Origin of the sequence: Flavobacterium sp., from assembly GCF_965262375.1 — a bacterium.
In the GTDB taxonomy this organism is placed as follows: Bacteria; Bacteroidota; Bacteroidia; order Flavobacteriales; family Flavobacteriaceae; genus Flavobacterium.
Map to the genome: position 1 here is coordinate 1,715,821 of NZ_OZ253527.1, position 26,878 is coordinate 1,742,698.

The window sequence follows — 26,878 nt, forward strand, 5'->3', positions numbered from 1 at the left end:
TTTTTTATTTCTGAATGTATCTCTATATCTATGTAAGTCTTTTTTACTTTTTCAAGTTGTATCAGTTTTAAATAAATTACTCTACGAAATCCAAATCGCGGTTATGCGTTTCGCTAATGGTCATCGTGGCATAAATTCCTAAGAGAAAAACAACAATGCCAACAAGGGTAGCGGAGGTAATCACAGAATTTGTTTGCTTGAAACTATCAAAACCCCAAAGCATAATAGGCAAACAACCGCGCACCATATTAGGAACTGTTGTGGTAGCAGTGCTTCGAATGTTCGTTCCAAATTGCTCGGAAGCAACCGTCACAAACATAGCCCAGTAACCTGTGCCTAAACCTAGCCAAGCACAGTAAAAATAATATTGATTTTCGGTTATTTGTCCGCTATATAACATGAGTATCACGCCTACAACGGTAAACAACATCATGAATAAAATGGCTTTTTTTCGTGAATGTAATGCGTGTGAAATCAAGCCGCTCAAAAAATCGCCTGCCGAAATCCCTACGTACGCCCACATAATAGCTTTACCTGGAGTAATGTTGGTAATTCCTAATTCTGGAGCAAATTGATTTCCCATAACCGCTAGGATGCCTATGCAAAACCAAGTGGGTAAACCTATTAAAATACATTTGACGTAACGAACAAATCGGTTCCAATTGGTGAAAAACATTAAGAAATTTCCTTTAGAAACCTCTTTTGTTTTTTCAATATCTTGATATATCCCTGATTCTACTACGCCAACTCGTAGAAATAAAAGTAATAAGCCTAAGCCTCCTCCTATAAAATAAGCTGTAGTCCAACTGTTCGCCATTTCCACTGTAAGATTTGCTACTACAGCTCCAAACAAGCCGAAACCAGCTACGATAGAAGTGCCTATAGCGCGAAGTTCTTTGGGTAAAGATTCGGCGACTAAAGTAATACCAGCACCCAACTCCCCAGCCAGACCAATACCCGCAATAAAACGCAGTAGGGCATAGGTCGTTGTTTTGTCTTCAAAAGGGAATTGAGGTAAGAAACCACAAGCAATATTTGCTAAAGAATAAACGATGATTGACCCAAAAAGGACAGACAAACGCCCTTTTTTATCTCCTAAAACGCCCCAAAGTATTCCGCCTAATAACAATCCTGTCATTTGGTAATTCATGATGAGTGTTCCAGCAACATCAGCATCTAACCCTAAATCTTTTAAGCTGGGTACACGTACAATACCAAAAAGTAATAAGTCGTATATATCTACAAAATAGCCTAAAGAGGCGACAATAACAGGTAATGATAAAAGGTGTTTTAGTTTTTCTTTTTGGCTAAAAGTTTGCATTTTGGTTTGGTTTTCGCCAAAGATAGGAAATTTGAATGAAGTTGAAAATCCTCTTTGAAAGTCTCTTTTTTTAACTTGTTTAAGAATTTATTTTTTAGTTTACTGTTATTCTTTATTTGAGAAAAAATATTTAAAGCCAGTTTTTTTGATAATGATATTATCTTCTCGGTAAAGTGAAAATTTATTTTCAGGTGAACTTGCTAATAAAAGATGCATACAGACTAAAATAAAAGTACTCATATAGAGGAAATAAGTCGTTGTCTTATTTGTTTTTATACAGTAAAGGAATTTGTTTATCGATAATAGGAGAATTGTTATCATGCACCAATAAAAGAATATGTCTAAAAATAATTCGAGAAGGAAGTATTCTTGTGCTACAGAAGTGTAAAAGGCGGGAGCTTGATAGATAAACGGAAACCCATACATTATTCCATCAGTTCCGTCTTCCACATGTACATACCACCATTTTGTGAAAAGGGAAAAAATGATGAGGGTTATAGGGAATGTTATTTTTAAAAAAGGTTTTTTGAAAGAAATCATACTAAAGATTATTAGTTTTTAAAAATAACTTTTAAACGTTACAAATACTGATATCCGAAAATGGTGACTGACCACTGAATACTACAGTTGAACTGACCACTAAAAACTAAGACTTCGTAATAATCTCAGCCAATAATTTTTTAGCGCGTAACAATTTGATTTTTACATTATTCAAGGGTTCGTGGAGTTCATCGGCTATTTCTTGATAACTCATTTCTTGAAAATAACGCATCTGAATAACTTCCTGATAGGCAGGTTTCAACTCTTTGATAAACTGTAGCAGACGGTTAAGGTTTTGTTCGGTAATGATTTGGTCTTCTGCCGAGGGAGAATTGTCGGCAATACCATAGGCAATATCATCTTCCTCGTCAGTAATATCGATGAATAAAGAGGATTTCTTTTTGCGCAAAAGGTCAATGTGAACATTTTTGGCAATGGCAATCAGCCAAGTGTTAAATTGGAATTCGGGGTTGTAAGAAGCTATTTTGTCAAAAGCTTTTGAAAAAGTTTCTATGGTTATGTCTTCAGCATCGGTTTCGTTTTCGGTGCGTTGCAACATAAAAGCATAAACTTCATTCCAATAGCTGTCCAAGAGGAAAGTAAATGCCACTTGGTCTCCTTTAATCGCTTTTTCGATATATTTTTTTACTTCCAAGTAACGGGTTTTGAAATTAGATTTCTAAAAAACACATTCAGTTGTGTGAATATAAGGATAATTTCCAAAATAGGGTACCAATACATAACATCTTTTTCTTGTAATTTTCCAGCAGAAAATCCTAACGATATCCAAGCACTTATGTAGCGTAATCCGATGGCACATAATACGATAATCCATTGGTATTGCAGGGCAAGTAAGGCGATAGGCGTGACAAGAAATAAAAATTGACTTAAGTAAAATAATGCCAATTGGTTTTTATCGAAAGCTTTATAATGTTTAGCGGTTGAAGCATGACGGCGCTTTTGCGTAAACCACTCACCAAATGTAGTTTTGGGAGCTGAATAGGTAAAACTTTCTGGCGAATAACAAATGTCGGTATTACCAGCAGTAGAAGCTTCGTTGATGAACAAATCGTCGTCACCCGAGCGGATTTTCATGTGATTGATAAAGCCATTGGTTTTGAAAAATTCTTCTCTTTTATACGCAAGATTACGACCTACGCCCATGTAAGGTTTGCCTAATTTTGCCCAAGAAAAATATTGAGTTGCGGTTAAAAGTGTTTCAAAACGAATTAATTTATTCAAAAGCCCCGATTCTTTTTCGTAGGCACCATAGCCCAATACAATAGTTTTATGCATGGTAAAGTGCGATGTCATTTCTTTAATCCAAAGGTCAGATGTTGGAAAACAATCTGCATCCGTGAATAGGAGGTATTCTTTTGTTGCCGCTTTGATACCCAGTGTTAAAGCGAATTTTTTATTGCCCCAAAAAGCTTCGTTGTTTTCTACTTTAACCAATTTTAAATTAGGAATTTCGTTTTGAAATTCTTCTACTAAAAAACGAGTATTATCGTAAGAAGCATCGTCGATGATTACAATTTCAAAGTTTGGATAGTCTTGTTTAGCCAGTAAAGGAATGAGTTTTTTTAAATTCTCTTCTTCATTTTTAGCACACACAAGTACCGAAACCGGAATGTGTTTTTCTTTGGTTTCTTGAGGTTTACCAAAAGAAAATTTACCAAAAATAAAAAGGTAATACACCATTTGAATGGCTACTACAGCAAGGAAAAAGTAAAATAAAACGAGTAAAAATAGCTCCATAAAATTTTCTGAAATTGCAGCTGCAAAGGTAGTTTTTTATATTAACATTTCCCAAAAAAGAGTAAGAGACGAATGTTAAGTTTCAGATTTCAAGTTTCACGTTTCAAGTTTCACGTTTCAGGTTTCACGTTTCAGGTTTCACGTTTCAGGTTTCAAAGATTCAAAGATTCAAAGATTCAAAGATTCAAAGATTAGAGTCAACTATATTCTGAATTCTAATTTCTAATTTCTAAATTCTCATCCATCATCCATCATCCATCATCCATCACCCATCATCACACTTTTCTATTCTTCTTCATTTCTTCTGCAATTTGTAGGTCGCTGATTTCGGTTGATTTATCTAAATGTTGAATAATAGTTTGATAGTTTTTATCGTCTCTATTTTGGGATAGTTTCTTTTTTGCTTGAATCTCGGTTATTTCAATTTCAAAAGCAACAACGCCTCTCGCTTGGCGTATGGTTTTTTCAGATAAATCTTCCATTCGAAGTGGGTTTTCTTGTTTGCTTTCGTATTTGTTGACTAATAATTTCAGGGAAGCAACAGTTTCTTCGTAATTTAAAATTCGAATTTTCCCATAAACATGTACGGCAATATAGTTCCAAGTAGGGACATTTTCATGGTCGTACCAAGAGGAAGAAATATAAGTGTGTGGGCCAGTGAAAATGGCTAAGACTTCATCGCCATCTTTTAGGCTAGAAGCTTGAGGGTTTTCTTTGGCAATATGACCGCTGAAACAATTTCTTTCAGCCTCAAAAAACAAAGGCGTGTGCGTGCCCCAAAGTTTACCATTGGTTTGATTAATAAGAATGGCAAAAGCATTTTTATGCAGAAAATCTGTAATTTCTTTTTGATTTTCGTTTTTGAATAAATCAGGGATGTACATTTCTTTTTACTATATAAGTTGTAATCCAAAAATAAGCTTTTACAGTTATAGTAAATGGATTTCTAAGTAGAAAGAATAGGATTTTTAAACCGAATTTGTAGACTTATTCGAAAATTGTACAAAACTCAGCCCATTCCAATTGGTTATCTAAGGTTAGATTTGAAAATTCAATATGTAATACGCGTCTTCTTTGGTGATTGATTGTTCGTGTTGAAGCATGTAAAGTAAGGGGTTTCATAAGCATTACACCACCTTTAGGAACAGCACAAACGACTTCTTTACTTTTATCGATGGTTACATCTGCAATAGGAATGATTTGTTGCAAATGAGAATGAGGAATTACTTTAACCGCTCCATTTTCAAAAGTAGTATCATCCAAATGAATACGAATTGTAAAAATATTTTCTAACACGGATAAAGGAGGCTGAACAGCTACTTGGTCATTCTTTTTGGTCCAATTGCAATAATTTTCGGTATCAATTCTTTTGGTAACTGAAATGGTTAAATCTTGATGATAGGGAACAAACCAATTTGAAGTTTCTGGTTTGTCAAAATATATAGATTTGATTGCAAAATACGCTTCGCTACCAAGTTCTTGAATGAGTGCCTTTAGGTTTTTATTGAAAATCAGATTTTTGAGTTCAGGAATTTCATTCAGTGCTTGTCGAATGGCAAATATTTCGGTGTTTTTTCTAAAATTCAAATTCGAATTTTCGTTTTTTTGAATACAATCAAGTATAGCATTGACCTCATTATCGGTGTAAATGTTTTCTTTAATTGCATACCCATGTTCCTCAAAGTGTTTTGTAGTAGCTTGATTTGTAGTTGTCATAATTGAAAAAACTATTTTGAACTCTAGGAGATTTTATTTTTGAATTTCATACAACACTCCTTCATGTTTCATAAAATCAAAAGTGCCTGTATATTTCATCCCGATTTTTTCCAACACTTTTATGGAGGCGCTATTGGCTTTCATAGCACGTCCTACAATTTTGTTTAAATGTAAAGTTTCAAAACCATAATGTAAACTCGCTTTGGCCGATTCGGTTGCGTATCCTTGATTCCAATATTTTTTAAAGAAACGAAAACCCACATCTACTTCGTCTAAGTCTGAGGAATATTTTAGTCCACACCAACCTAAAAAAGCGTTATCTTCTTTGCGAATGACCGCCCAACGCCCATAATCGTATAATTCGTACGGATTGTAGTTTTGTAAAAAAGATACAGCTTCAGAAATATGATTAAAAGCTACATCGCCCGTATATCGGATAACTTCTGGGTCTTGATTTAAAAGGAAAAAATCTTCTGCATCAGTGACTTTTAATTCCCTGAGATAAAGACGAGGCGTTTCGAGAATTTTCTTCATACGATTTAACTTTAAACAAAATTAACTTGAAACTTGAAACAAAAGGTTTAAATTACATTCACTTCTGCTTCAATGGCAATTCCAAATTTATCCAAAACCGTTTTTTGTACCAATTTCGATAGATTTAAAATGTCTTGTCCAGTTGCATTTCCATAATTTACCAAAACCAAAGCTTGTCGTGCATGTACGCCCGCATCGCCCTCGCGGTAGCCTTTCAATCCTGCTTGTTCAATCATCCAACCCGCTGGAACCTTTACTTCGGTTTCGGACACTTCGTAATGTTTGATTTCGGGATGTTGTGCTTTGGCTTTGTGGAATGCTTCTCTCGAAATAATTGGATTTTTGAAGAAACTTCCGCTGTTACCTAATTCTTTTGGGTCAGGTAATTTGCTCTGACGAATGGCAATTACGGCATTACTTACGTCTTTAATTGTAGGTTCGGTAATGTTGTGTTTGGCTAATTCATTTTGAATATCACCATAACCCGTATTGATTTTATGATGGCGTTTGGTGAGTTTAAAAACCACCGAAGTAATAATGTATTGGTCTTTAGCTTCTTGTTTGAAGATGCTTTCACGGTAACCAAATTTACATTCGGCGTTCGTGAAGGTTTTCAGTTCTTGTGTGGCAATATGCATAGCTTGGCAGGAAACAAAAGTGTCTTTGATTTCGGCACCATAAGCCCCAATGTTTTGCACAGGTGTGGTGCCTACATTTCCAGGGATTAAAGACATGTTTTCGATGCCTCCAAAGTTGTTTTCAATGTTCCAAAGTACAAATTCGTGCCAGTTTTCACCTGCTTGTGCTTCTACCCAAACATAATCTTCATCCTCTCGAATTACTTTTTTTCCTTTCAAATCAATGTGAATCACTAAAGCTTCGATATCCTTTGTTAAAAGCATATTACTACCCCCGCCCAAAATAAATTTCTTTAGTTCTGCATTATGTTGTAAAACCTGTTTGAGTTCTTTTATCGAGTGAACCGCTACAAATTGTTGGGCTTTAGCTTCAATTCCGAAAGTGTTGTAATTTTTTAAAGAGAAATTATGTAGGATATTCATTTTTACATTTTATTTAACCGCAAAGTACGCAAAGATTTGGCAAACTACACAAAGAAAAAAGGAGTTTTACTCTTCTGTATCAAGTGCTCGGTTCAAGAAATCGTTTAAGGGTTTCATTAATATAAGCTTCTGAGCGATTTTTTGGGCAAATTGCTTGTCAGAAAATGTTTTTTCGGCTATCGGTTGTGAAATGGTAAAGCTTTTAAATTTTAAATATTCGATGGCTGGATGGTTAGCTTCATAACCTTTTGGCGCTGATTTAAGTACATTTCCTTCTTCAATGTCTAAAGCTCCAAATTCTTTTTTGAAAGTAGCATCCTCCACAATTTGTTCTAAATCGTCATGGAAAAATGCAATTTCTCGACGGATTTTTTTCAATTCATCCGCATCAGGGCACCAAACACCACCACCAATAAAGCATTTTCCTTTTTCAAAATGGATGTAGTAGCCAGGGCTGTTTTTGCGAGTTTTGTTGGTCGTCATCCAAATGCCCATATTGGTTTTGTACGGCGATTTGTCTTTAGAAAAGCGAATATCTCTATTAATACGAAACGTACAGTTTTTAACTTCTAGAGGTTCTAAACTTGGGTCTAAAGGTTTCATGGCATCAAGCACTGATGCTATGAGCGCATGATAGTCCTTTTTGTAGGCTTCATAACGTTTTTTGTTGGCATGCATCCACTCCGTGGTATTGTTCGCTTTTAAATCTTCTAGAAAATTGATGGCATCTTGTGTAAACATGATTTTTGATTGATTTTAAAAGCTAAAGATAGGGATTTTTGTTAAACATAACCAGTTAAGAAGAGAGGGGAAATGTATTCGTGTTTGTTTGAAAATACTTTTCAATCCGTTTAGAAGAATGTTGTTCAACGGGGAAATTGTGGTTTAGTGTTTTAGTAGTTAAATGTTGTTTTGTTAAAGAGTTTTGTTATTCAGCTTGTTAGAAAAAAGAGTTGTGGGTTTTTTAGAAAAATTTCTACATTTTTTACAAAATTTTAACTTTTTGGCACAATTATTTCATACATAAAAATACTAGCTGCAGTAGTCTTTTTATTATTTACTATTTAAAACCAAAAAATTATGTCAAAGTTAAACATAAATAATACCGAGTGGTTAGAACTTGTTTTCGAGGGAAAAAACAAGGCATACGGTGCGTATCAATTACGCCGAGAAGATGGAAGTACTAGTGCTAAAGCCTTTTTTAGCGGAATGACTTTATTAGCGGGTATTGCTTCATTACCTATTATTTTGAGTTCTTTTACGGATAAACCTGTTACTTCTTCACATGGACCACTCATAGAGCCATTAGTCGTAACCAAAGTTGTTTTACCTAAAAAAGAAATCCAAAAAGAGATTGAGCGTCAAATCCAGAAAGCGGATAAAATAGCTCCAAAAACACAAAATTTAATCAACCCTAATATTGTTCAAGCAGTAGATGCTCCTGAAACGGATTTTACAAAACCAGAGGATGTCGGCAAAAAAATCTCTGAAAACCCGATGGCTTTAAATGGTAGCGTTACAGGTGACCCTAAAGGAAATATTACCGAACCTACACCATCGACACCGGTAGAAAAACCATCGATTCCAGAAGGCCCGGTTTCACCAGCTATTTTAGAAAAAAGTCCAATGTTTCCTGGGGGATTAGAAGCCTTTCTAAAAATCGTTAGCAACCGTTTTCAAACTCCTGAAATGGAAGAAAGCAGTGTGGTTAAAATTATTGTTTTCTTTGTAGTAGAACCTGATGGAAGCATTACCGATATTAAAGTACCAAGAAGTCCTGGCTTCGGTTTAGACACTGAAGCGATACGTGTGTTAAAATCGATCAAAACGAAATGGGAACCAGGTATTTACCAAGGACAAGCCGTGCGTACGCAATATTCTTTACCTATTACGGTACAAGTAAACTAAATTGATTAACCTCAATTTTAAAAAGTCATTCAATAGGAAATTGTTGAGTGGCTTTTGCTTTTTTATTTATTCGATAAAACCTTATATATTTGCCAACTGAATGATAAACTCATTGGTTTTAATGACTACTTACGCATATTTAATGTTGTCGTTTTTAATGTTTATCCCTTGGATACTCATTTTTGCATACCGAAAAGACCTCAGGAAAAGAATGCTGAAAGCTGGTTTTTTTGCGGTTCCTTTTGGATGGGTATCTGAGATTTGGTATTTTGAAGATTATTGGCAACCGCCTACCACCGCTGGCGTAGGACAATTTTCAATAGAGGATGGTTTATCAGCTTTTTTTATCGTGAGTTTATCCATCACCCTTTTTGATGTGTTTTTTACGGAAGAAAATGTTAAAAACCAGAAAAAAAGAGTTCCTGCTTTTTCTCTTCTATTATTTTTAGGGATTTCATTGATGGGGATATTTTCGTCATTACTTAAATTCAATTCTATTTTTGTTACAGGGTTTGCTTGTTATTTTGTTACAGGAATTATATTATTCATGAGACCTGATTTATGGTTTCCTGCTCTTTTATCAGGAATATTAAACGCATTGCTATTTATATTGATATATATTATATTGTTTAATTTTCTTTTCCCTGAATTTTGGAAATCACATTGGCTCCTTAATAAAACCCAATACAACCTAACCATCCTAGGAAACATACCTTTAACTGAAGTATTATGGTATAACTCTTGGGGGACCTTGGCAGGCTGTTTATATGATTTTGCTGGTGGTTACTCCAAGGAATTAAAATACAAGTTCAATATTCAATCCAAATTTTCGGAATAAGAAGTTATCTTAATCTTCTTTAGTCTTCACCATATTCCCGACAATGCTTATCTTTGCCATGCAAAAATGATGTTATGGAAACAACTACAGCTTCAAATATATTACCTACAGGCAAACCTAAATGGTTGAAAGTTAAATTACCTATTGGTCAAAAATACACCGAATTACGCGGTTTGGTTGATAAATACAAACTAAACACCATTTGTACTTCAGGTAGTTGTCCTAATATGGGAGAATGTTGGGGAGAAGGAACGGCAACGTTTATGATTCTAGGAAATGTTTGTACGCGTTCGTGTGGTTTTTGTGGCGTAAAAACGGGACGCCCAGAAGACGTTGAATGGGACGAACCTGAAAAAGTAGCACGTTCTATTAAAATCATGAAAATCAAACATGCGGTGATTACCAGTGTGGACCGCGATGATTTGAAAGATATGGGATCAATCATTTGGGCTGAAACCATCAAAGCTATTCGTCGTATGAATCCTGAAACTACCTTAGAAACACTAATTCCTGATTTTCAAGGGGTAGAACGAATCATTGACCGTATTATAGAAGCAAATCCAGAAGTGGTTTCGCATAATATGGAAACGGTACGCCGCTTAACCCGTGAAGTGCGTATTCAAGCCAAATACGACCGTAGTTTAGCCGTTTTAAAATATTTGAAAGAACAAGGTATTCGTAGAACCAAATCGGGTATCATGTTAGGTTTAGGCGAAACGGAAGAAGAAGTTTACGAAACCATTCGTGATATTCGTAATCAAAATGTTGACATTATCACTATTGGTCAATATTTACAACCAAGTAAAAAACATTTACCCGTAAAACGTTATGTAACGCCTGAAGAATTTGCGAATTATGAAAAATTTGCCAAAGAATTAGGTTTCCGTCATGTGGAGAGTGGGGCTTTGGTACGCTCAAGTTATCACGCAGAAAAGCATATTCTTTAGAATTTAGATTTTAGAGTTTAGAGTTTAGAATTTAGAATTTAGAAATCTTAGCGAGCTTAGCGCATTCTTTGTGTCCTTTGCAGTTATAAAAACTATATTTTTAACAAAAAAGATTACCTTGAAAAAAACAAGAATCGCCATTAACGGTTTTGGAAGAATTGGAAGAAATTTATTCCGATTATTACTCAATCACCCTACCATAGAGGTTGTTGCCATCAATGATATTGCTGACAATAAAACCATGGCGCATTTATTAAAATACGACAGTATCCATGGCGTACTTCCTTACGAGGTAAGCCATACCGATACAAGGATTTGTGTAAATCAAAATTCGTATGCTTTTTTTCATGAAAAAGAAATTTCAAAGTTAAACTGGAATGATTTAGCGATTGATTTTGTAGTGGAAAGCACAGGTAAATACAAAACGCACGAAGCAATTCATCAGCATATCACTTCTGGTGCTAAAAAAGTAATCCTATCGGCACCTGCGGAAGTAGAAACTATAAAAACGGTAGTATTAGGTGTAAACGAACATATTTTAGACGGTTCGGAACTTATTGTTTCTAATGCCAGTTGTACGACTAACAATGCCGCCCCGATGATTAAAGTGATTCAAGAACTTTGCGGTATTGAACAAGCGTATATAACTACAGTACATTCCTTTACGACCGACCAAAGTTTGCATGACCAACCCCATAAAGACTTACGTAGAGCCCGTGGCGCTTCTCAATCCATAGTGCCTACGACTACAGGGGCAGCCAAAGCTTTGACTAAAATTTTCCCTGAACTGGAAGGTAAAATGGGTGGTTGTGGCATTCGTGTTCCCGTGCCTGATGGTTCTTTGACCGATATTACTTTCAATGTTAAAAGAGAAGTAACTATCGATGAAATTAATCTGGCATTTAAAAATGCTTCAGAAAACGAATTGAAAGGCATCTTAGCCTATACCGAAGACCCAATAGTTTCCGTAGATATTTTAGGGAATCCAAATTCATGTCTTTTTGATGCGCAATTGACATCGGTTATTGATAAAATGGTGAAAGTAGTAGGTTGGTATGATAACGAGATAGGTTATTCATCGAGAATTATTGATTTAATCGAATTTATTGTGAGAAATTAATTATATTTAAGGAATTTTTTGAAAATTCCCATGTATAAGAGAATTCTCCTTTTACTTGTTTTTTTAATTACTTTACTCACTCCCGAAACGATATTTGCTTCGGAAGACACTACTGTTGAATCTCGTATTGATAGCTCATATTATTACGCGGAAACAGCCATTCGTTTTAAAGAAATAAAAATCTACGAAAAAGCATTAGAAAATGCTAATAAATCCATATTGTTTGCTCAAAAGAATTTAAATAATGCATCGTTAGCTAATGGGTATTATACCTTAGGCTTAGTGTATTTAGATTTAAAAAAATATGATAACGCTATTGAGAAAATTATACGTGCGGTTTCTATTTACAATACTTTAGAACCATCTACTAAGTTAGCATTGTCATATTTTAATTTAGGAGTTTGTTATCTAAACAAAGGAAATAAAATTAAAGCAGAAACATATTTTAGTAAAGCTAATTCGGTGTATGAAAACATCGATTTGTTAGATGCCAAAGTGGTGATGCAAATTGAAAAGGCTAAGTTGTACATTAAAAGAAATGATTTTAAAATAGCAGAAGCTAATTTGACAGAACTTTTAAATTCGAAACAAGCTAAAGTAATTGAAAAAAACGAATCGGAAATTTTATACCAATTAGGAATTGTAAAAAGTAAAGAAAAAAACTATAATGATGCTTTAAACTATTTAGATAAAGCATATAAATTGAGTATTCCAGAGAAAAATACGTGTTTGCAACTTCGTTCTACTTTTCAACTGAGTCAGGTATATGACAGCATGGCGTTGACTAATAATGCACTTATCTATTTAAAAAAGCATCTTCGCATTAAAGACTCGTTAGAAGCCATAGACGAACAAAAAAATCAACATTTAATCAATGAACAAGTTAAAGTTGACGACTTAATGCGTTCGATGGAAAAGTTAGATAAGGATAAAAAAAGCCAAGAAAAAGCGGGGCAATTTTCAAAACTTATCAATATTTTAAGTATTGCTTTAATCACGATTTTATCCTTGTTGAGTTTATCGTTGTATAAAAACAATATCATCCGAAACAAGTCAAATGAATTACTTCGTGAGAAGAACAACGAGTTGGAAATTGCAAAAGAACGCATCGAAAAAGCATCTAAAGCAAGGTCAGAATTCCTTTCGACGGTAAGTCACGAATTGCGTACGCCACTGAATGCTATCAACGGAATTTCACATCTTTTATTAGATGAAAACCCTAAAGAAAGTCAAATAGAATATTTAAAATCGTTGAAGTTTTCAGGGAATTACCTTTTAACCTATATCAACGAAATTTTAGAAATTAATCGTATTGAATCTAATAACATTGAATTGGATTTAATCAATTTCAACTTTAGAGAATTGGTCAATAATATTTACAATTCTTTAAAAGAATTAGCGGGGCAAAATGAAAACCAATTCAAAATGGAAATCGACCCCAATATTCCAGATTTTTTGATAGGCGACCCTACTAAAATGTCCCAAGTTTTTATCAACTTAATTAATAATGCTTTAAAATTCACCAAAAAAGGTCAGGTTACTTTTGTCGCACAACTTGTTTCGAATCAGAATAATCATAGCACGATTCATTTTGAAGTACGCGATACTGGTATTGGTATTCCTGAAAATAAATTGGATGAAATATTTGAGAGTTTTTCTCAAGGTTCGGTTGAAATCAACCGTAAATACGGAGGAACTGGCTTAGGTTTAACCATCGTAAAACGTTTGGTTTCATTAATGAAAGGAGACATCAAAGTAACCAGTACTGTAGGAGAAGGTTCGCAATTTTTCTTTGATTTAGTTTTAGAAAATGGCTCTACAGAATTGATAAAGGCCCCCGAAAAAGAATTAGACGACACTGTGTTTGTAGGCAAAAAAGTCTTGTTGGTTGAAGATAACAAAATCAATCAAATGATTACCAAAAAGATTTTAGAGAAAAAACAAATGCTGGTAGCGATTTGCGAAACGGGTGAAGACGCTATCGATATGATGCGTAACAACCATTACGACATCACATTGATGGATGTGCATTTGCCAGGTATCAATGGAACACTTGCTACTGAGGAAATTAGAAAATTTAACGATTACACTCCTATCATAGCACTGACGGCTATTTCACTAAATGAAAATAGGGAAATGCTCATGTCATTTGGGATGAATGATGTCATAACTAAGCCGTTTAATCCCGATGTTTTTTATAAAATCATCGAGACCAACTTGCTTTCTGACACTAGTATTGCTTAATCAATTCTTTAATTAACAAACGAACATGGGGTTCGGCTTTCTTAGAAGCTTCTAAAACTTCTTGGTGCGAAACAGCTTCAATGTTTTCCGCATCGCCCATATCGGTAATAACGGAAAGACCAAAAACTTCCATATCCATGTGTCGTGCCACGATTACTTCGGGCACCGTACTCATACCTACACAATCGCACCCTATGGCTTTTACCATACGGTATTCAGCCAGTGTTTCAAAAGTAGGCCCTTGTAGTGCTAAATAAACCCCTTCTTGAACAACTATATCCAGTTCTTGAGCGATTTCTTTCGCTTTTGCTATCATTTTTACACTATAAGGTTCACTCATATTTACAAAACGAGGGCCAAAGCGTTCATCATTTTTCCCACGGAGCGGATGTTCCGGCATCATATTCACATGGTCTTTAATTAGCATTATGGTACCTACTTGAAAATTCGGGTTTACTCCACCCGAAGCATTGGACACAACAAGTTTTTCTATCCCTATTTGTTTCATCACACGCACGGGAAATGTCACTTCTTGCATCGTATATCCTTCGTAATAATGGAAGCGTCCTTGCATGGCTACAATTTTCTTGTCTCCTATTGTGCCAAAAACCAAAGCGCCTTTGTGACCTTGAACTGTCGAGATGGGGAAATTCGGGATTTCGCTATATGGTAAAATATAATCGATAGTCATCTCATCGGTAAAACTCCCCAAGCCTGTTCCTAATATCACACCATATTCAGGCGTAAAATTTGTTTTCTCAGTAATGAAATCAACGGTTTGTTGTACTTGTTCCCACATAGTCTAAAATTTTAGTTTTGAATACTTCTTCCTCTTTTATAAAAACACTTTTTATAGGCAAATAATACAATTGATGGTCGGGCAACTGACCTTTTAAGCGTACATAATCTTTTTCGGTAGTGATGATTTTTCTCCCCTTGGCTTTTTCTAAAATGGAAGCAATATCCTTTTCAGAAAAATGATGATGGTCAGGAAAAACCATGCAATCCTCAGTTGTTGCCTTGACATACTCAAAAAAAGGTTTTGGTTTAGCAATTCCAGCCACCACCAATACTGATTCTTTTAAGACTTCTTTCAACTCCAAAGTTTTTTCAGCGCCGAACAATAATTCATCATAGCCTATTGTTGTAAAAAGCACTGGCGTCTCAGCCTTTGTATAACGTCTTACATTATTTTTAATTTCTTCTAGTGCAAGTTCCGAAATAGTTTTGGGACATTTGGTGACAATTATCATATCCGCACGATGGGCTCCACTTCTATATTCCCGAAGATTTCCTGTAGGCAACATAAAATCCTGATAAAACAAATCGTCATAAGCCGAAAGCATGATATAAAAACCCGCTTTTACTTTGCGATGCTGGTAGGCATCATCTAACAAAACAACCTCAGGTGTTTCATTCAACGATAATAATTGCAACATTCCATTGCGCCTATCGGCATCGACAGCGACTTTGATTTGTGGGAATTTTTTGTAAAATTGAAACGGTTCATCTCCTAAAATTTCAGCATTCGATGTTGCATCTGCCAAAACAAACCCTTTGGATTGTCTTTTATAACCGCGACTAAGCGTGGCAATTTTAAAATTATCCGACAATAATCGAATCAAATATTCAATTTGTGGGGTTTTTCCTGTACCGCCCACGCTCAAATTTCCTACAGCAATCACGGGAATCGAATAACTTGTTGATTGCATTATATTTTTATCAAAAAGAAAATTTCGAATAGCGGTGATACCCCCGTATAGTATTGAAAATGGAAAAAGGAATTTGCGTAGTAGGTTCATTTGTTAACTCTTATTACACAAATGTACATAAATGAAAAATGGCTATTCAAATGAATTAATCTAAAATTTAAATAAATTTGTAGTCTAGACAATAATCTTACCTATGAAAATAAAAGAAATCCTCTCGATACTAGAAGAAATGGCACCGCTGGCTTATGCTGAAGATTTTGACAATGTAGGCTTACTGGTCGGCGATGCAGAAACGGAAGCTACAGGCGTATTGGTTTGCCATGACGCACTAGAAACCGTTATCGAGGAAGCTATAGTTAAAAACTGTAACTTGGTGGTGTGCTTTCACCCCATTTTATTTTCTGGAATCAAGAAAATTACGGGTAAAAACTATGTGGAGCGCACCGTACTTAAAGCTATTAAAAATGACATTGCCATTTTTGCGGTTCATACAGCTTTAGACAATCACAAAGAAGGTGTGAACAAGATTTTTTGTAATGCTTTGGGATTACAAAACACCAAAAGATTGATTCCAAAACAAAATTTTATTCAAAAATTAGTTACCTACACCATTCCAGAAAATGCAAATCAAGTTCGAAATGCTTTGTTTGAAGCAGGGGCAGGACAAATAGGGAATTACGAAGATTGTAGTTTCAATTCGAAAGGGATAGGCACTTATATGGGGAATGAAAATAGCAATCCAGAAATAGGCGAGCGATTTGAATTTGTAGAAGCCGATGAAATCAAGATAGAAGTAACTTTTGAAAAACATTTGCAAGGAAAAATTTTAAAAGCATTGTTCCAAAATCATGTGTACGAAGAAGTGGCGTATGAAATTTATACTTTAGATAATCCTCATCAAAATATTGGCTTGGGTATGCTAGGTGAATTAGAAGCGCCAATGAATGGTTTGGATTTCTTGAAAATGGTAAAAGAAAAAATGCAATGTGGCGGTATTCGTCATACAGAAATCTTGGATAAAGCCATACAGAAAGTGGCGGTTTTAGGTGGTTCGGGAGCTTTTGCTATAAAAAATGCTATACAAGCGGATGTTGATGCTTATTTGACTGCCGACTTGAAATATCATAATTTTTATGAAGCCGAAAATCGCATCCTCTTGGCCGATATAGGTCATTTTGAAAGTGAAAGATTTATAAAAAACTATATAGTTGATTATCTTAAGAAAAAAATTTGTAATTTTGCCAACTATTTGTCGGAAGACAGAGTTCTATTATCAGAAATAAATACAAATCCAGTTAAGTACTTATAACATATGGCAACAAAAGAATTGAATGTAGAAGAAAAATTGAGAGCGTTATACGATTTACAATTAATCGATTCAAGAATTGACGAAATTAGAAACGTAAGAGGAGAATTGCCTCTTGAAGTGGAAGATTTAGAAGACGAAGTTGCTGGTTTAACCAAAAGAGTAGAGAAATTCAAAGCAGATTTAGAATCTATCGAAGAGCAAATCAAAAGCAAAAAAGTAGCTATTGAAGAGCACAAAGAAGCGATTCGTAAATATACTACGCAACAAAAAGAAGTACGTAACAACCGTGAGTTTAACTCTTTATCTAAAGAAGTTGAATTCCAGGAATTAGAAATTCAATTGGCTGAAAAACACATCCGTGAGATGAAAGCTTCTATCGAACACAAGAAAGAAGTAATTGGTCAAACAAAAGAAAAATTAGATGCAAAAACAACGCATTTAAAACATAAAAAATCAGAATTGGAAGAAATCATGGCTGAAACTCAGAAAGAAGAAGCTTTCTTAGTAGGTAAGTCAGAGGAATACCAAGCACAAATTGAAGAGCGTTTATTAAAAGCTTACCAACGTATTCGTGGAAGCGTTAGAAATGGTTTAGCGGTAGTTTCTATCGAGCGTGGTGCTTCTGCAGGTTCTTTCTTCACCATTCCACCACAAACACAAATGGAAATCGCAGCGCGTAAAAAAGTAATTACTGACGAGCATAGCGGAAGAATTTTAGTGGATGCTGTTTTAGCAGACGAAGAAAGAGAAAAAATGGAGCAATTATTTGCAAAAATATAAGTAACTTAAATCCCGAGCAATCGGGATTTTTTTATGTCAAAACTCATCTATCTCCTTTTTACCAAAACACTTGGATTGTACCTCAATATATTAAGCTTTTTATTTCCAAAAAAAGCTTTAACATTGACCTATGCACTATTTACCCAACCCAGAGAAGGTAAATTAAAGAAAGAAAAACTCCCTAAAATTTTAGCAGAAAGCATTCAAGAGACACATATTTGCGGAGAACTTTTTTTTCAAAGTTACCGCTGGGAAGGCAATGCTACGACCATACTTTTAGTACACGGCTGGGAAAGCAACACCTCGCGCTGGGAATTACTCCTGCCGTATTTGAAGAAATCAGGAAGCACCATCATCGCATTAGATGCTCCAGCACATGGCTTATCAGGTGGAACTCATTTTAGTATTCCTTTATACGCAGATTTCATTCATGTAGTTGTTCAAAAATTTCAACCACAGTATGCTGTTGGACATTCGTTAGGTGGAAAAACTTGTTTGTATTATCAGCATGCTTTTCCTCAAAACCCTATTGAGAAAATGGTTATACTAGGCGCACCCAGCGAATTAAAAATCATTTTGAGAAATTTTTTCAATCTTTTAAGCTTAAATCAAAAGTTGGCACTTGCCTTAGAAAATTTTTATAGCCAAACCTACAAAGTCAAACTAGAAGATTTCTCGGGACATAAATTTATCGCAAATTCTAATATCAAAGGCTTTGTGGCGCACGACCTAAACGATCCAAGAGTCGCTTTCGAAGAAGGGTTGAAAATAGCAGCAGCATGGCAAAATGCTGTATTTTATCCTACTAAAGATTTAGGACATTCGTTACATGATGATGAATTGTATCAGGTGGTATGTGCTTTTTTGTTTGATTAAAATTTGAATTATACTTTTACAAATGTGCATCTATAAAAGCAGCTGAAATTTGTATAAGTTGTCGATTTGCTTGGTACTATCATTCGTTTTTTGGGTTGTGAACATGAAAAAAAACATCACATTATCTCTCATTTTTCAAAGAAAATGCCCTTCGAATTGGCAGTATTGCTGATTTTGTAATGAAGTCAGTTCGGGGAGTTTTTGAGATGAAATGGAGGAAACGTATCGTGTGTTACTATATATTACAACTTAATTCTTTAACCAAATGTTTTTTGAATTAAAATAGTATTGTTTTAAATCTGTGCAAGTTTGTGATAATCTGTGTTTGATAAAAAAAAAGACACTCAGAAATACTCCTCGTGTCTTTATGTCTCTTTGTTTTTTAGTCTATAACTTACAATTTCTTTTTCAAATCTTCTTCCGTGATGTAGCCTAAATTAGTCCAAACCTGTTTACCGTCTTTGAAATAGAATAGAGTAGGCAAACCTTCTACTTTTAATTCTTGAGCCAACTGTTGGTTTTTATCAGCGTCAATTTTTACGATAGTCATTTCGCCTTTTAATTCTGTTTTCATTTTCTCTAAGTAAGGCGCCATTTTTTTGCAAGGACCACACCATTCTGCGTATACATCTATCAAAACTTTTTTGTCTGATTGTACTATTTTTTGAAATTCCGCCATGGTCATGCCTTCGGCTTTAGCTGGTTTAGATAAACCTTCTGCATTCCATTTCATGATACCACCCGTCATGTTGTGGACTTCTTTAAAACCCATATCGTTCATTTTTTGTAAAGCCTTACCGCTTCTGCCACCGCTTAAACAATATAGATACACTGGTTTGTTTTTGTCTAATTTAGCCAATTGTTCTTCAAAGTCCGCACCGTTGTAATCGATGTTGATGGCTTTATCTAAATGCTGAGAGGCATATTCTTGAGGAGTTCTTACGTCTAAAACCGTTACGTCAGCGTTGGCAATACGCTCGGCAAAAGCTCTGGGTTCAATGTTGTCAGCGATATTATTGTTTTGTCCTTTGCAACTGGTAAATGCAATTGCGGTAGCGCAAATGGCTGTTAATAGGAAGTTTTTCATTTTTTAATTATTTTTAGGCTAAGTTAAAAAATTATAAGTTAAAAATTTTATAAGATTGATGGGTTTGTTTTACAATTGTTTCTGTGCGGTCTGAGTGTGTATCTGAAATGAACAACTGTCCGAACTCATCGTTATTGACCATAGAGATAATTTGGCTTACACGGCTTTCGTCCAACTTATCAAAAATATCATCAAATAAAAGAATGGGTTTTTCGCCACTTTGTTTTTTTACAAATTCAAATTGTGCGAGTTTTAAGGCAATCAAATAGGATTTTTGTTGCCCTTGTGAGCCAAATTTCTTGATAGGATGCCCGTCAATTAAAAACGCTAAATCGTCTTTGTGAATGCCTACACTGGTGTATTGTAATGTTTTGTCTTTGTTGATATGGTCTTTCAAAAGTTGTTTCAAACTGGTTTCTTTTAATTGACTTTCGTATTGCAAATGCACATTTTCAGCCGAATTAGAAATCAATTTGTAATAACGGTCAAAAATCGGGATGAATTCTTCTAAAAAAGCTTGTCTTTTCTCAAAAAGAATAGTGCCTAAATCGGCGAGTTGTTCATCATAAATTTCTAAAGTTACTCCATCGAAAACCCTGTTTAATGCAAAATATTTGAGTAAGGCATTGCGTTGGGCTACTACTTTTTGGTAATTAATTAAATGATGTAGGTAAGAATTGTCGAGTTGTGAAATGACGCTATCAATGAATTTACGACGAATTTCACTGCCTTCACGAATCAAATCGGCATCTGTAGGGGAGATGATGACTAAAGGAATAAATCCCAAATGGTCAGAAAACTTTTCGTAAAGCTTTCCGTTGCGTTTCAGTACTTTTTTTTGTCCTTTTTTTAAACTACAAACTATGCTTTCAGGGCGTTCTTGCTTGGTAAACTCCCCATCAATCACAAAAAAATCTTGCCCATGTTTGATGTTTTGAACGGCCAAAGTATTGAAATAGCTTTTTCCAAAAGCCAGATGGTAAATGGCATCGAGCACATTGGTCTTTCCTATGCCGTTTTTTCCTACAAAACAATTGATTTTATGTTCAAATTCGAAATTTGCTTCTTCAAAGTTTTTAAAATTGAATAAAGAAATCTTTTTTAAGTACATATAAATCTTTGGATTGCGGGTTTTTGGGGATAGTTGTTAAAGCGCTTGCAAATTATTAAAAATAAAGCGAAAACTTGTTTTGTTTTTCAATAAAAATTTTATTTTTGCACCTCACTAATTTAAAATTATAATGGCAACTTATAATAAGAGAGGTTACAAAGCTCCAAAACCAGAAGCAGAAAAAACAGAAGCTGACGAATTAGCAAACGTAGCAGATTTAGAGCAAAACATCGCTATTGATGAAAGCGAAAGTGCTACAGCTAATGTTTTTAATACTTTAGATGAAACAGCAAGTAAAACGGAAGAGTTTGTTGCTAAAAATCAAAATATAATTTTATCAGTATTAGGCGGTGTTGCTTTAGTAGTGGTGGGTTATTTAATGTACAACAAGTTTGTATCTACGCCAGCAGAAAATGAAGCAGCTAGCGATATGTACCAAGCTCAAAAATATTTCCAACAAGCGATTGATGCGCCTGTGGCTAACGATTCTTTATTTAAATTAGCTTTAAACGGGGGAGAAGGAAAGCAAGGTTTTATTGATATTGCGAAAAATCACAGTGGTACAGATGCTGGTAATATTGCTAATTACTATGCGGGTATGGCATATTTGCATACTAAACAATTTGATAAAGCAATTGAGTTTTTAAGTGAATACAGTTCTTCAGATGCATATACGAGTGCTTTAGCTTTAGGAGCAATTGGAGATGCAAAAGCGGAATTAAACAAAAATGAAGAGGCTTTAGAATTTTATGTTAAAGCTGCAGAAAGCAATGATAACGAATTGACTACGCCACGTTTTTTAATGAAAGCAGGTCAAATGGCATTTGCTAACGGTAAAAAAGAAGAGGCTTTAAAATATTTTACAACAATTAAAGAAAAATACGAAGACACTCCAGAAGCTCAAAACATTGATGCTTTAATTGGAATGGCTCAATAAGAAGTTAGAATTTAGAAATTTGAAATTAGAATTTTTCTTATTTCTTTTCTAAATTTTAAATTCTAAATTCTGAATTTAGATGGCTACAGCAAATAAAAATTTATCAGAATACGATAAAAACTCAATCCCAAATGCGAAAGACTTTCGATTTGGGATTGTTGTTTCTGAATGGAACGACAAAATTACAGAAGGTTTGTACAATGGGGCAGAAGCGGCACTTTTAGATTGTGGTGCTTTACCTGAAAACATCGTGCGTTGGAACGTGCCTGGAAGTTTCGAATTGATTTATGGCGCAAGCCAAATGCATAAGAATTTGGATTTGGATGCTGTTATCGTAATCGGTTGTGTGATTAAAGGCGAAACCATGCATTTTGAATTTGTATGCGAAGGAGTTACTCAGGGCATCAAGGATATGAATGTGATTTATGATGCACCGACTATTTTTTGTGTCTTAACCGATAATACCGAAGCGCAATCGCTTGCTAGAAGTGGTGGGGCTCATGGGAATAAAGGGACAGAAGCTGCTATCGCAGCAATAAAAATGGTAGCGTTGAAAAATCAGTTTTAGTTTTTATTTTAAATACAATATATGAATCCATCCTTTTAAGGGTGGATTTTTTTTAACAGTCAATTAACTATAGCCTTGTAGTGAATTAAGAATAATTATGAATGGAAATGACTATTTTGCAATCCTATAAACAAACCCATAAAAACGATGTGTAAAAAAATAGTTATTCTGCTCACTTTGAGCTGTGTTTGTAATGTTTTGGCTCAAAAACATTTTAATCAACAATTAAAAAATGAACTTGATTTTATATTAGACACTGACCAGTTGTTACGCGAATACAGTATACCCTCAACAAGTGATAGTAGAAAAACTGAAATTTTAAATAAAACAGGGTATACCACAGCGGATGTAACAAAAGGAATCTGGAACGTCATAAATAAGCAAGATTCTATCAATTTAGTTAAGGTGGAACGTATTATTGAAAAATATGGTTATCCAGGAAAATCTATGGTGGGCGAACCGACAAATAAAGCAGTTTGGTACGTGATTCAGCATTCAAAGAAAATTTCCAATTATTTTGATTTGATAAAAACTGCTGGTAAACAAGGAGAAATACCTATGACTTTGGTAGCTATGATGGAAGACCGAAAACTGATGTACGAGGGCAAAGAGCAAATCTACGGTACACAAGGAGCTGGTCGTTTGATTTATGACCAACAAGGAAAGGAAGTGTTTTTTAACTTTATTTGGCCCATTGCAAATGAAACGCATTGTAACGAAAGACGAAAAGCTGTTGGTTTTGCAAACACTATTGAAGAGTATGCAAAAGATTTGGAAATTCCTTATGTGAAATTTACTATGGAGGATTTTAAGAAATTGAGGTTGGTTGAAAGACGAAAATAGTATCTGTAATTTTTATATTAGTTGCTCAATTCTTTTTAAAATGATAATTCAAAAAACTGTTAAATATGATTGAATTAGGAAATTATGATGAATTCTTGAATAAATATTATGAAGCTATAGATAATTCTGTTGTGGAAAATTTATTTAATACTCACTCGCTAACTAATCAAAATCATAGATACGAATTACAGTTAGTTAGTGGGATTAAGAAGCAACTTTTTTTTGAAACGTTAAGTGATGTAGAAAAATTATGTTTCAGAAAAAGAGAATTAGAGCTAAAAAGGCATATAGAGAAATTTATTCTGACTTAGTAATCGCTTATGAAGAAAATGTGCTTGTTTTAACTAGTTTAATTTTGAAAGTTTTAGATAATTGTAAATGTGATTTTTTATCATTTAGTTTTGATGATAAAATAGCCAGTGATGATTTGAATTTTGCTAGGCTGTGCACAATTTTAAAAATCGAATTGATTTGTCTTAATCGTCATATGAAATTAGAAAATGGAGGACATGTGTTATTTGATGCTATAGCAAAACCTGTTTTTGACGATTTAAAAGAATCTTTTTTTTATGAGAAATATCGTTTAAATGATTTGTATGTATTGTATCAAAAAGTTCAAGAATTATACGATTTGAATCCTTACCAAAAATAGAGGGCTAAGATTGACTGTTTATTATGTTACGGATTAGAAAATTTTTACAGATTTGTTTTGAATTAAGCATAGTAGATTGAAGATTAATTTATAGTTCTAATTTTCTTTAAAGAGGCTAAGTTGGAATTATAGTTTTAGATAAATCTGTTGAGTTTTTTGAAAATCAATGGTTCTTTTAAACTCCGCTTAGTAGTTTAAAAAGCATTTTTCGAAGATGCGTTTGTTTTCCGAAGACACTAAGTAAATCGAAATACATGTTACTTTTTCCCACCAAATCACATTCCTTTTGTTTAAATTTGTCTTTTGGTTTGCAGAAGCCAAAATCAAAAAATCTAAATTCAAAAAATGTCAAGTATCATACAACTATTACCCGACCATGTGGCCAATCAGATTGCTGCGGGGGAGGTAGTACAACGTCCCGCATCGGTAGTGAAAGAATTGGTGGAGAATGCAATTGATGCAGGTTCTACAGATATAAAACTGATATGTAAAGATGCTGGGAAAACCCTAATTCAAGTGGTTGATAATGGTAAAGGCATGAGTGTTACTGATGCCCGCTTGTGTTTTGAACGTCATGCGACTTCTAAAATTCGTAAAGCGGAAGACCTATTCGAATTGAGTACCAAAGGTTTTCGTGGCGAAGCTTTGGCGTCTATAGCCGCTATTGCGCATGTGGAACTAAAAACGAAACAAGAGCAGGAGGAATTAGGAACGCATCTTGTGATTGAAGGTAGTAAATTTGTTTCGCAAGAACCCGCAGTATTACCTAAGGGGACTTCTTTTTTGGTCAAAAACCTGTTTTTTAACATCCCCGCGCGACGTAATTTCTTGAAATCGGATACGGTAGAATTGCGTCATATTATAGACGATTTTCAACGGGTGGCATTAGCGCATGAAAATATTCATTTTACCTTATATCACAATGGGAGTGAGGTATTCAACCTACCCCAATCGAATTTAAGGCAGCGTATTGTTAATATTTTCTCGGGGAAAACCAATGAAAAGTTAGTGCCTGTAGCGGAGGATACAGAAATTTTAAAATTAAAAGGATTTATCGGTAAGCCTGAATTTGCTAAAAAAAGTCGTGGCGAACAGTTTTTCTTTGTCAATGACCGTTTTATAAAAAGTGGATATTTGCATCATGCCATTATGGCGGCTTATGAGGGTTTGTTGAAAGACGGTATGCAACCGAGTTACTTTTTGTATTTGGAAGTGCCTCCGCATACGATTGATATCAACATTCATCCCACTAAAACTGAAATTAAGTTTGACGACGAGCATGCTATTTATGCCATAATGCGCTCGGCAATTAAGCATAGCTTGGGACAGTTTAATGTGGCACCCGTATTGGATTTTGAGCGTGATGCCAATTTGGATACGCCTTACAGTTATATGAATAAGGATGCCGAAATGCCAACGATAGAGGTCAGTTCAACGTTTAATCCGTTTGCTGATGAAATGCCAACGTCACAACGTAGTATGCCTTCATTTACTAGTTCAGGGAACAGTTTTTCTGGTGGAAGTGCTTCCAAAAGCAATTATTCGGGGGGTAGTTCGTTTAATTATGCGCCCAAAGCAGAAAGTCAAAGTTGGGAAAGTTTGTACGTAGGGCTTAAAGATGCCTTTGAACCCCAAGAAATGCAATTTGAATCCGATACGGTAACAGGTTCCCTTTTTGGTGAAAACGAGGTTGAAAAGGCTAAAACAGGAACGTATCAAATTCATAAAAAATATATCGTAAGCCCTATAAAATCGGGTATGTTGATCATTGACCAGCAACGTGCGCATCAGCGTATTTTGTATGAGCAATTTTTAAAAAATATTACGGTACAACAAGCGAATAGTCAACAATTGTTGTTTCCTCTTCAATTGTTTTTTTCAGGGACAGAAATCGCTTTGTTGTCAGAATTAAGAGCTTCGTTAGAAAACACAGGTTTTGTGTTTGAAACGTTTAATGCGGAAGGACTCACCATATCAGGAATCCCTGTCACGATGACGGAGAGTGAAGTCTCCATCGTTTTAGAACAATTAATAGCCGATTTGCAAGACGAAATTCCTGATAGTAGTTTTAGTCAAATGGACAGCATGGCTAAGAGTATGGCTAAGAGTATGGCTGTGAAAACGGGAACTTATTTAACCGAAATCGAACAAGAAAATATAGTAAATAACCTTTTTGCGTGTAAAGAGCAGTCGGTTTCTCCTTTTAACCGTCCTACGTTTATCACGTTAAGTGTTGAAGATATTGATAAAAAATTTAGTGTATGATGCAAATTACCCCAGCTGTTAAACAATTATTGATTATAAATATAATATGCTTTGTAGGAACACAATTTGTGCCTCAGGCAGAGCAAGTTTTAGCGTTACATTATTTTGAAAGCCAAAGTTTTCGCCCTTGGCAGTTTTTGACTTATATGTTTATGCATGGTAATTTGATGCATATTTTCTTCAATATGTTCGCTTTATATTCTTTTGGTAGTGCCTTAGAGCATTTCTGGGGGAGTAAAAAATTTGTTTTCTTTTATATTTCCTGTGGATTAGGTGCGGGTATAATTCATTCTTTAGTGAATTATTATCATTTTCAAAGCGGTATGAGAGTACTTGTTGAAAACGGAGATACGGTTTCTAATATTTATGATACTTTGAAGGAAGGAAAGTATAATCTTGGTTGGGAGCAAATTTTAAGTCCAAAAGGATTTCAAGAATTTATTTCGTCTTATGTGTCGCCAGCAGTTGGAGCTTCAGGAGCTATTTACGGTTTGCTAACTGCTTTTGCTTTTATGTTCCCTAATGCGGAGTTGATGATGATGTTTATTCCAGTACCTATAAAAGCTAAATATTTTGTTCCTGTACTGGTGGTTATTGATTTGATTTCAGGAGTAACTGGAGGTTCTATTTTTGGAGGAAATGTAGCTCATTTTGCACATGTGGGTGGAGCACTTATCGGTTTTATCATGATGTGGTACTGGAAGAAAAATTCTTTTAATGACAGACGTTGGAATTAAAATAAACTACCCAG

General features: G+C 34.7%; 26 protein-coding genes. 14 read left to right on the forward strand and 12 right to left on the reverse strand.

From position 1 onward, the window contains the following. Positions 1-76: 76 nt before the first annotated feature. The 8 genes from ACQY29_RS07910 to ACQY29_RS07945 form a co-directional block, all read right to left on the reverse strand. Complete coding sequence (locus ACQY29_RS07910; protein ID WP_428224679.1) at positions 77-1,321, reverse strand: MFS transporter; 1,245 nt, start codon at positions 1,319-1,321, stop codon at positions 77-79. A 646-nt stretch (positions 1,322-1,967) separates the two neighbouring features. Beyond that, positions 1,968-2,516, reverse strand: coding sequence for an RNA polymerase sigma factor (locus ACQY29_RS07915; RefSeq protein WP_428224680.1), 549 nt, complete (start codon positions 2,514-2,516; stop codon positions 1,968-1,970). Continuing rightward, a complete protein-coding gene (locus tag ACQY29_RS07920) occupies positions 2,507-3,619 on the reverse strand; it encodes a glycosyltransferase (protein ID WP_428224681.1) in 1,113 nt (370 codons plus the stop codon). The genes ACQY29_RS07915 and ACQY29_RS07920 overlap by 10 nt, the downstream gene beginning before the upstream one ends. Positions 3,620-3,894: 275 nt before the next feature. Continuing rightward, the gene (locus ACQY29_RS07925; protein WP_428224682.1) at positions 3,895-4,503 is read right to left on the reverse strand and encodes an FMN-binding negative transcriptional regulator; all 609 of its coding nucleotides are present in this window, start codon (positions 4,501-4,503) and stop codon (positions 3,895-3,897) included. Positions 4,504-4,606: 103 nt separating this feature from the next. Beyond that, positions 4,607-5,335, reverse strand: a complete 729-nt coding sequence (locus ACQY29_RS07930) for a phytanoyl-CoA dioxygenase family protein (RefSeq protein WP_428224683.1) — start codon at positions 5,333-5,335, stop codon at positions 4,607-4,609. Between the two features lie 33 nt (positions 5,336-5,368). Then, entirely contained in the window at positions 5,369-5,869 is a 501-nt protein-coding gene (locus ACQY29_RS07935) for a GNAT family N-acetyltransferase (protein WP_428224684.1), read from the reverse strand. A 47-nt stretch (positions 5,870-5,916) separates the two neighbouring features. After that, the gene (gene murB / locus ACQY29_RS07940; protein ID WP_428224685.1) at positions 5,917-6,930 is read right to left on the reverse strand and encodes a UDP-N-acetylmuramate dehydrogenase; all 1,014 of its coding nucleotides are present in this window, start codon (positions 6,928-6,930) and stop codon (positions 5,917-5,919) included. A 66-nt stretch (positions 6,931-6,996) separates the two neighbouring features. After that, a complete protein-coding gene (locus ACQY29_RS07945) occupies positions 6,997-7,671 on the reverse strand; it encodes a DUF2461 domain-containing protein (protein WP_428224686.1) in 675 nt (224 codons plus the stop codon). A 339-nt stretch (positions 7,672-8,010) separates the two neighbouring features. On the opposite strand from ACQY29_RS07945, the gene ACQY29_RS07950 reads away from it, so the two are divergent. From ACQY29_RS07950 to ACQY29_RS07970, 5 genes are all read left to right on the forward strand, one after another. After that, positions 8,011-8,838 (forward strand): energy transducer TonB, encoded by an 828-nt coding sequence (locus tag ACQY29_RS07950; protein ID WP_428224687.1) that lies wholly within the window; start codon positions 8,011-8,013, stop codon positions 8,836-8,838. A gap of 121 nt (positions 8,839-8,959) precedes the next feature. Continuing rightward, on the forward strand, positions 8,960-9,676 hold the full coding sequence (locus ACQY29_RS07955; protein ID WP_428224688.1) for a hypothetical protein: 717 nt from the start codon (positions 8,960-8,962) through the stop codon (positions 9,674-9,676). 74 nt (positions 9,677-9,750) lie between these two features. Beyond that, positions 9,751-10,623, forward strand: coding sequence for a lipoyl synthase (lipA, locus tag ACQY29_RS07960; RefSeq protein WP_428224689.1), 873 nt, complete (start codon positions 9,751-9,753; stop codon positions 10,621-10,623). A gap of 118 nt (positions 10,624-10,741) precedes the next feature. Then, on the forward strand, positions 10,742-11,743 hold the full coding sequence (gene gap, locus ACQY29_RS07965; RefSeq protein ID WP_428224690.1) for a type I glyceraldehyde-3-phosphate dehydrogenase: 1,002 nt from the start codon (positions 10,742-10,744) through the stop codon (positions 11,741-11,743). Positions 11,744-11,773: 30 nt separating this feature from the next. Continuing rightward, positions 11,774-13,987, forward strand: coding sequence for an ATP-binding protein (locus ACQY29_RS07970; protein WP_428224691.1), 2,214 nt, complete (start codon positions 11,774-11,776; stop codon positions 13,985-13,987). Here the strand turns inward: ACQY29_RS07970 and ACQY29_RS07975 are convergent. After that, complete coding sequence (locus tag ACQY29_RS07975; protein ID WP_428224692.1) at positions 13,974-14,786, reverse strand: purine-nucleoside phosphorylase; 813 nt, start codon at positions 14,784-14,786, stop codon at positions 13,974-13,976. The genes ACQY29_RS07970 and ACQY29_RS07975 overlap by 14 nt on opposite strands. Next, positions 14,758-15,789, reverse strand: coding sequence for a tetraacyldisaccharide 4'-kinase (gene lpxK, locus ACQY29_RS07980; RefSeq protein ID WP_428224693.1), 1,032 nt, complete (start codon positions 15,787-15,789; stop codon positions 14,758-14,760). Before lpxK ends, ACQY29_RS07975 begins: the two co-directional genes overlap by 29 nt. Positions 15,790-15,892: 103 nt before the next feature. On the opposite strand from lpxK, the gene ACQY29_RS07985 reads away from it, so the two are divergent. Genes ACQY29_RS07985 through ACQY29_RS07995 form a run of 3 tightly spaced genes read left to right on the forward strand, consistent with a single transcriptional unit; the run spans position 15,893 to position 18,664 of the window. Further along, the gene (locus ACQY29_RS07985) at positions 15,893-17,008 is read left to right on the forward strand and encodes a Nif3-like dinuclear metal center hexameric protein (RefSeq protein WP_428224694.1); all 1,116 of its coding nucleotides are present in this window, start codon (positions 15,893-15,895) and stop codon (positions 17,006-17,008) included. Positions 17,009-17,011: 3 nt separating this feature from the next. After that, positions 17,012-17,788 (forward strand): zinc ribbon domain-containing protein, encoded by a 777-nt coding sequence (locus ACQY29_RS07990; RefSeq protein WP_428224695.1) that lies wholly within the window; start codon positions 17,012-17,014, stop codon positions 17,786-17,788. A 33-nt stretch (positions 17,789-17,821) separates the two neighbouring features. After that, positions 17,822-18,664: an alpha/beta fold hydrolase gene (locus ACQY29_RS07995; RefSeq protein ID WP_428224696.1), complete on the forward strand. Its 843-nt coding sequence runs from the start codon at positions 17,822-17,824 to the stop codon at positions 18,662-18,664. A gap of 394 nt (positions 18,665-19,058) precedes the next feature. On the opposite strand, the gene trxA is transcribed toward ACQY29_RS07995, so the two are convergent. After that, positions 19,059-19,751 carry a thioredoxin gene (gene trxA / locus ACQY29_RS08000; RefSeq protein ID WP_428224697.1) on the reverse strand — a complete coding sequence of 231 codons (693 nt, stop codon included), beginning with the start codon at positions 19,749-19,751 and terminating at the stop codon, positions 19,059-19,061. A 31-nt stretch (positions 19,752-19,782) separates the two neighbouring features. Further along, positions 19,783-20,862 (reverse strand): DNA replication/repair protein RecF, encoded by a 1,080-nt coding sequence (recF, locus tag ACQY29_RS08005; protein ID WP_428224698.1) that lies wholly within the window; start codon positions 20,860-20,862, stop codon positions 19,783-19,785. A 130-nt stretch (positions 20,863-20,992) separates the two neighbouring features. On the opposite strand from recF, the gene ACQY29_RS08010 reads away from it, so the two are divergent. The 6 genes from ACQY29_RS08010 (at position 20,993) to ACQY29_RS08035 (ending at position 26,864) form a co-directional block, all read left to right on the forward strand. Then, positions 20,993-21,799, forward strand: coding sequence for a tetratricopeptide repeat protein (locus ACQY29_RS08010; protein WP_428224699.1), 807 nt, complete (start codon positions 20,993-20,995; stop codon positions 21,797-21,799). 79 nt (positions 21,800-21,878) lie between these two features. Next, complete coding sequence (gene ribH / locus ACQY29_RS08015) at positions 21,879-22,367, forward strand: 6,7-dimethyl-8-ribityllumazine synthase (protein ID WP_428224700.1); 489 nt, start codon at positions 21,879-21,881, stop codon at positions 22,365-22,367. A 147-nt stretch (positions 22,368-22,514) separates the two neighbouring features. Further along, positions 22,515-23,210, forward strand: coding sequence for a DUF6624 domain-containing protein (locus tag ACQY29_RS08020; protein ID WP_428224701.1), 696 nt, complete (start codon positions 22,515-22,517; stop codon positions 23,208-23,210). 250 nt (positions 23,211-23,460) lie between these two features. After that, on the forward strand, positions 23,461-23,862 hold the full coding sequence (locus ACQY29_RS08025) for a hypothetical protein (RefSeq protein WP_428224702.1): 402 nt from the start codon (positions 23,461-23,463) through the stop codon (positions 23,860-23,862). A gap of 345 nt (positions 23,863-24,207) precedes the next feature. Continuing rightward, positions 24,208-26,127 carry a DNA mismatch repair endonuclease MutL gene (mutL, locus tag ACQY29_RS08030; RefSeq protein WP_428224703.1) on the forward strand — a complete coding sequence of 640 codons (1,920 nt, stop codon included), beginning with the start codon at positions 24,208-24,210 and terminating at the stop codon, positions 26,125-26,127. Next, a complete protein-coding gene (locus ACQY29_RS08035) occupies positions 26,124-26,864 on the forward strand; it encodes a rhomboid family intramembrane serine protease (protein WP_428224704.1) in 741 nt (246 codons plus the stop codon). Before mutL ends, ACQY29_RS08035 begins: the two co-directional genes overlap by 4 nt. Positions 26,865-26,878 lie beyond the last annotated feature (14 nt).

Bases quoted from the DNA above. Each gene is read 5' to 3' on its own strand.
- lipA (WP_428224689.1), top strand. From the start codon at position 9,751: ATGGAAACAACTACAGCTTCAAATATATTACCTACAGGCAAACCTAAA.
- ACQY29_RS08020 (WP_428224701.1), top strand. From the start codon at position 22,515: ATGTGTAAAAAAATAGTTATTCTGCTCACTTTGAGCTGTGTTTGTAAT.
- ACQY29_RS07925 (WP_428224682.1), bottom strand. From the start codon at position 4,503: ATGTACATCCCTGATTTATTCAAAAACGAAAATCAAAAAGAAATTACA.
- ACQY29_RS08025 (WP_428224702.1), top strand. From the start codon at position 23,461: ATGTTTCAGAAAAAGAGAATTAGAGCTAAAAAGGCATATAGAGAAATT.
- ACQY29_RS07985 (WP_428224694.1), top strand. From the start codon at position 15,893: ATGAAAATAAAAGAAATCCTCTCGATACTAGAAGAAATGGCACCGCTG.
- trxA (WP_428224697.1), bottom strand. From the start codon at position 19,751: ATGAAAAACTTCCTATTAACAGCCATTTGCGCTACCGCAATTGCATTT.
- ACQY29_RS07935 (WP_428224684.1), bottom strand. From the start codon at position 5,869: ATGAAGAAAATTCTCGAAACGCCTCGTCTTTATCTCAGGGAATTAAAA.
- ACQY29_RS07995 (WP_428224696.1), top strand. From the start codon at position 17,822: ATGTCAAAACTCATCTATCTCCTTTTTACCAAAACACTTGGATTGTAC.
- ACQY29_RS07910 (WP_428224679.1), bottom strand. From the start codon at position 1,321: ATGCAAACTTTTAGCCAAAAAGAAAAACTAAAACACCTTTTATCATTA.
- recF (WP_428224698.1), bottom strand. From the start codon at position 20,862: ATGTACTTAAAAAAGATTTCTTTATTCAATTTTAAAAACTTTGAAGAA.
- mutL (WP_428224703.1), top strand. From the start codon at position 24,208: ATGTCAAGTATCATACAACTATTACCCGACCATGTGGCCAATCAGATT.
- ACQY29_RS07945 (WP_428224686.1), bottom strand. From the start codon at position 7,671: ATGTTTACACAAGATGCCATCAATTTTCTAGAAGATTTAAAAGCGAAC.
- murB (WP_428224685.1), bottom strand. From the start codon at position 6,930: ATGAATATCCTACATAATTTCTCTTTAAAAAATTACAACACTTTCGGA.
- lpxK (WP_428224693.1), bottom strand. From the start codon at position 15,789: ATGAACCTACTACGCAAATTCCTTTTTCCATTTTCAATACTATACGGG.
- ACQY29_RS07950 (WP_428224687.1), top strand. From the start codon at position 8,011: ATGTCAAAGTTAAACATAAATAATACCGAGTGGTTAGAACTTGTTTTC.
- ACQY29_RS07930 (WP_428224683.1), bottom strand. From the start codon at position 5,335: ATGACAACTACAAATCAAGCTACTACAAAACACTTTGAGGAACATGGG.
- ribH (WP_428224700.1), top strand. From the start codon at position 21,879: ATGGCTACAGCAAATAAAAATTTATCAGAATACGATAAAAACTCAATC.
- ACQY29_RS07975 (WP_428224692.1), bottom strand. From the start codon at position 14,786: ATGTGGGAACAAGTACAACAAACCGTTGATTTCATTACTGAGAAAACA.
- ACQY29_RS08010 (WP_428224699.1), top strand. From the start codon at position 20,993: ATGGCAACTTATAATAAGAGAGGTTACAAAGCTCCAAAACCAGAAGCA.
- ACQY29_RS07955 (WP_428224688.1), top strand. From the start codon at position 8,960: ATGACTACTTACGCATATTTAATGTTGTCGTTTTTAATGTTTATCCCT.
- ACQY29_RS07970 (WP_428224691.1), top strand. From the start codon at position 11,774: ATGTATAAGAGAATTCTCCTTTTACTTGTTTTTTTAATTACTTTACTC.
- ACQY29_RS07990 (WP_428224695.1), top strand. From the start codon at position 17,012: ATGGCAACAAAAGAATTGAATGTAGAAGAAAAATTGAGAGCGTTATAC.
- ACQY29_RS08035 (WP_428224704.1), top strand. From the start codon at position 26,124: ATGATGCAAATTACCCCAGCTGTTAAACAATTATTGATTATAAATATA.
- ACQY29_RS07920 (WP_428224681.1), bottom strand. From the start codon at position 3,619: ATGGAGCTATTTTTACTCGTTTTATTTTACTTTTTCCTTGCTGTAGTA.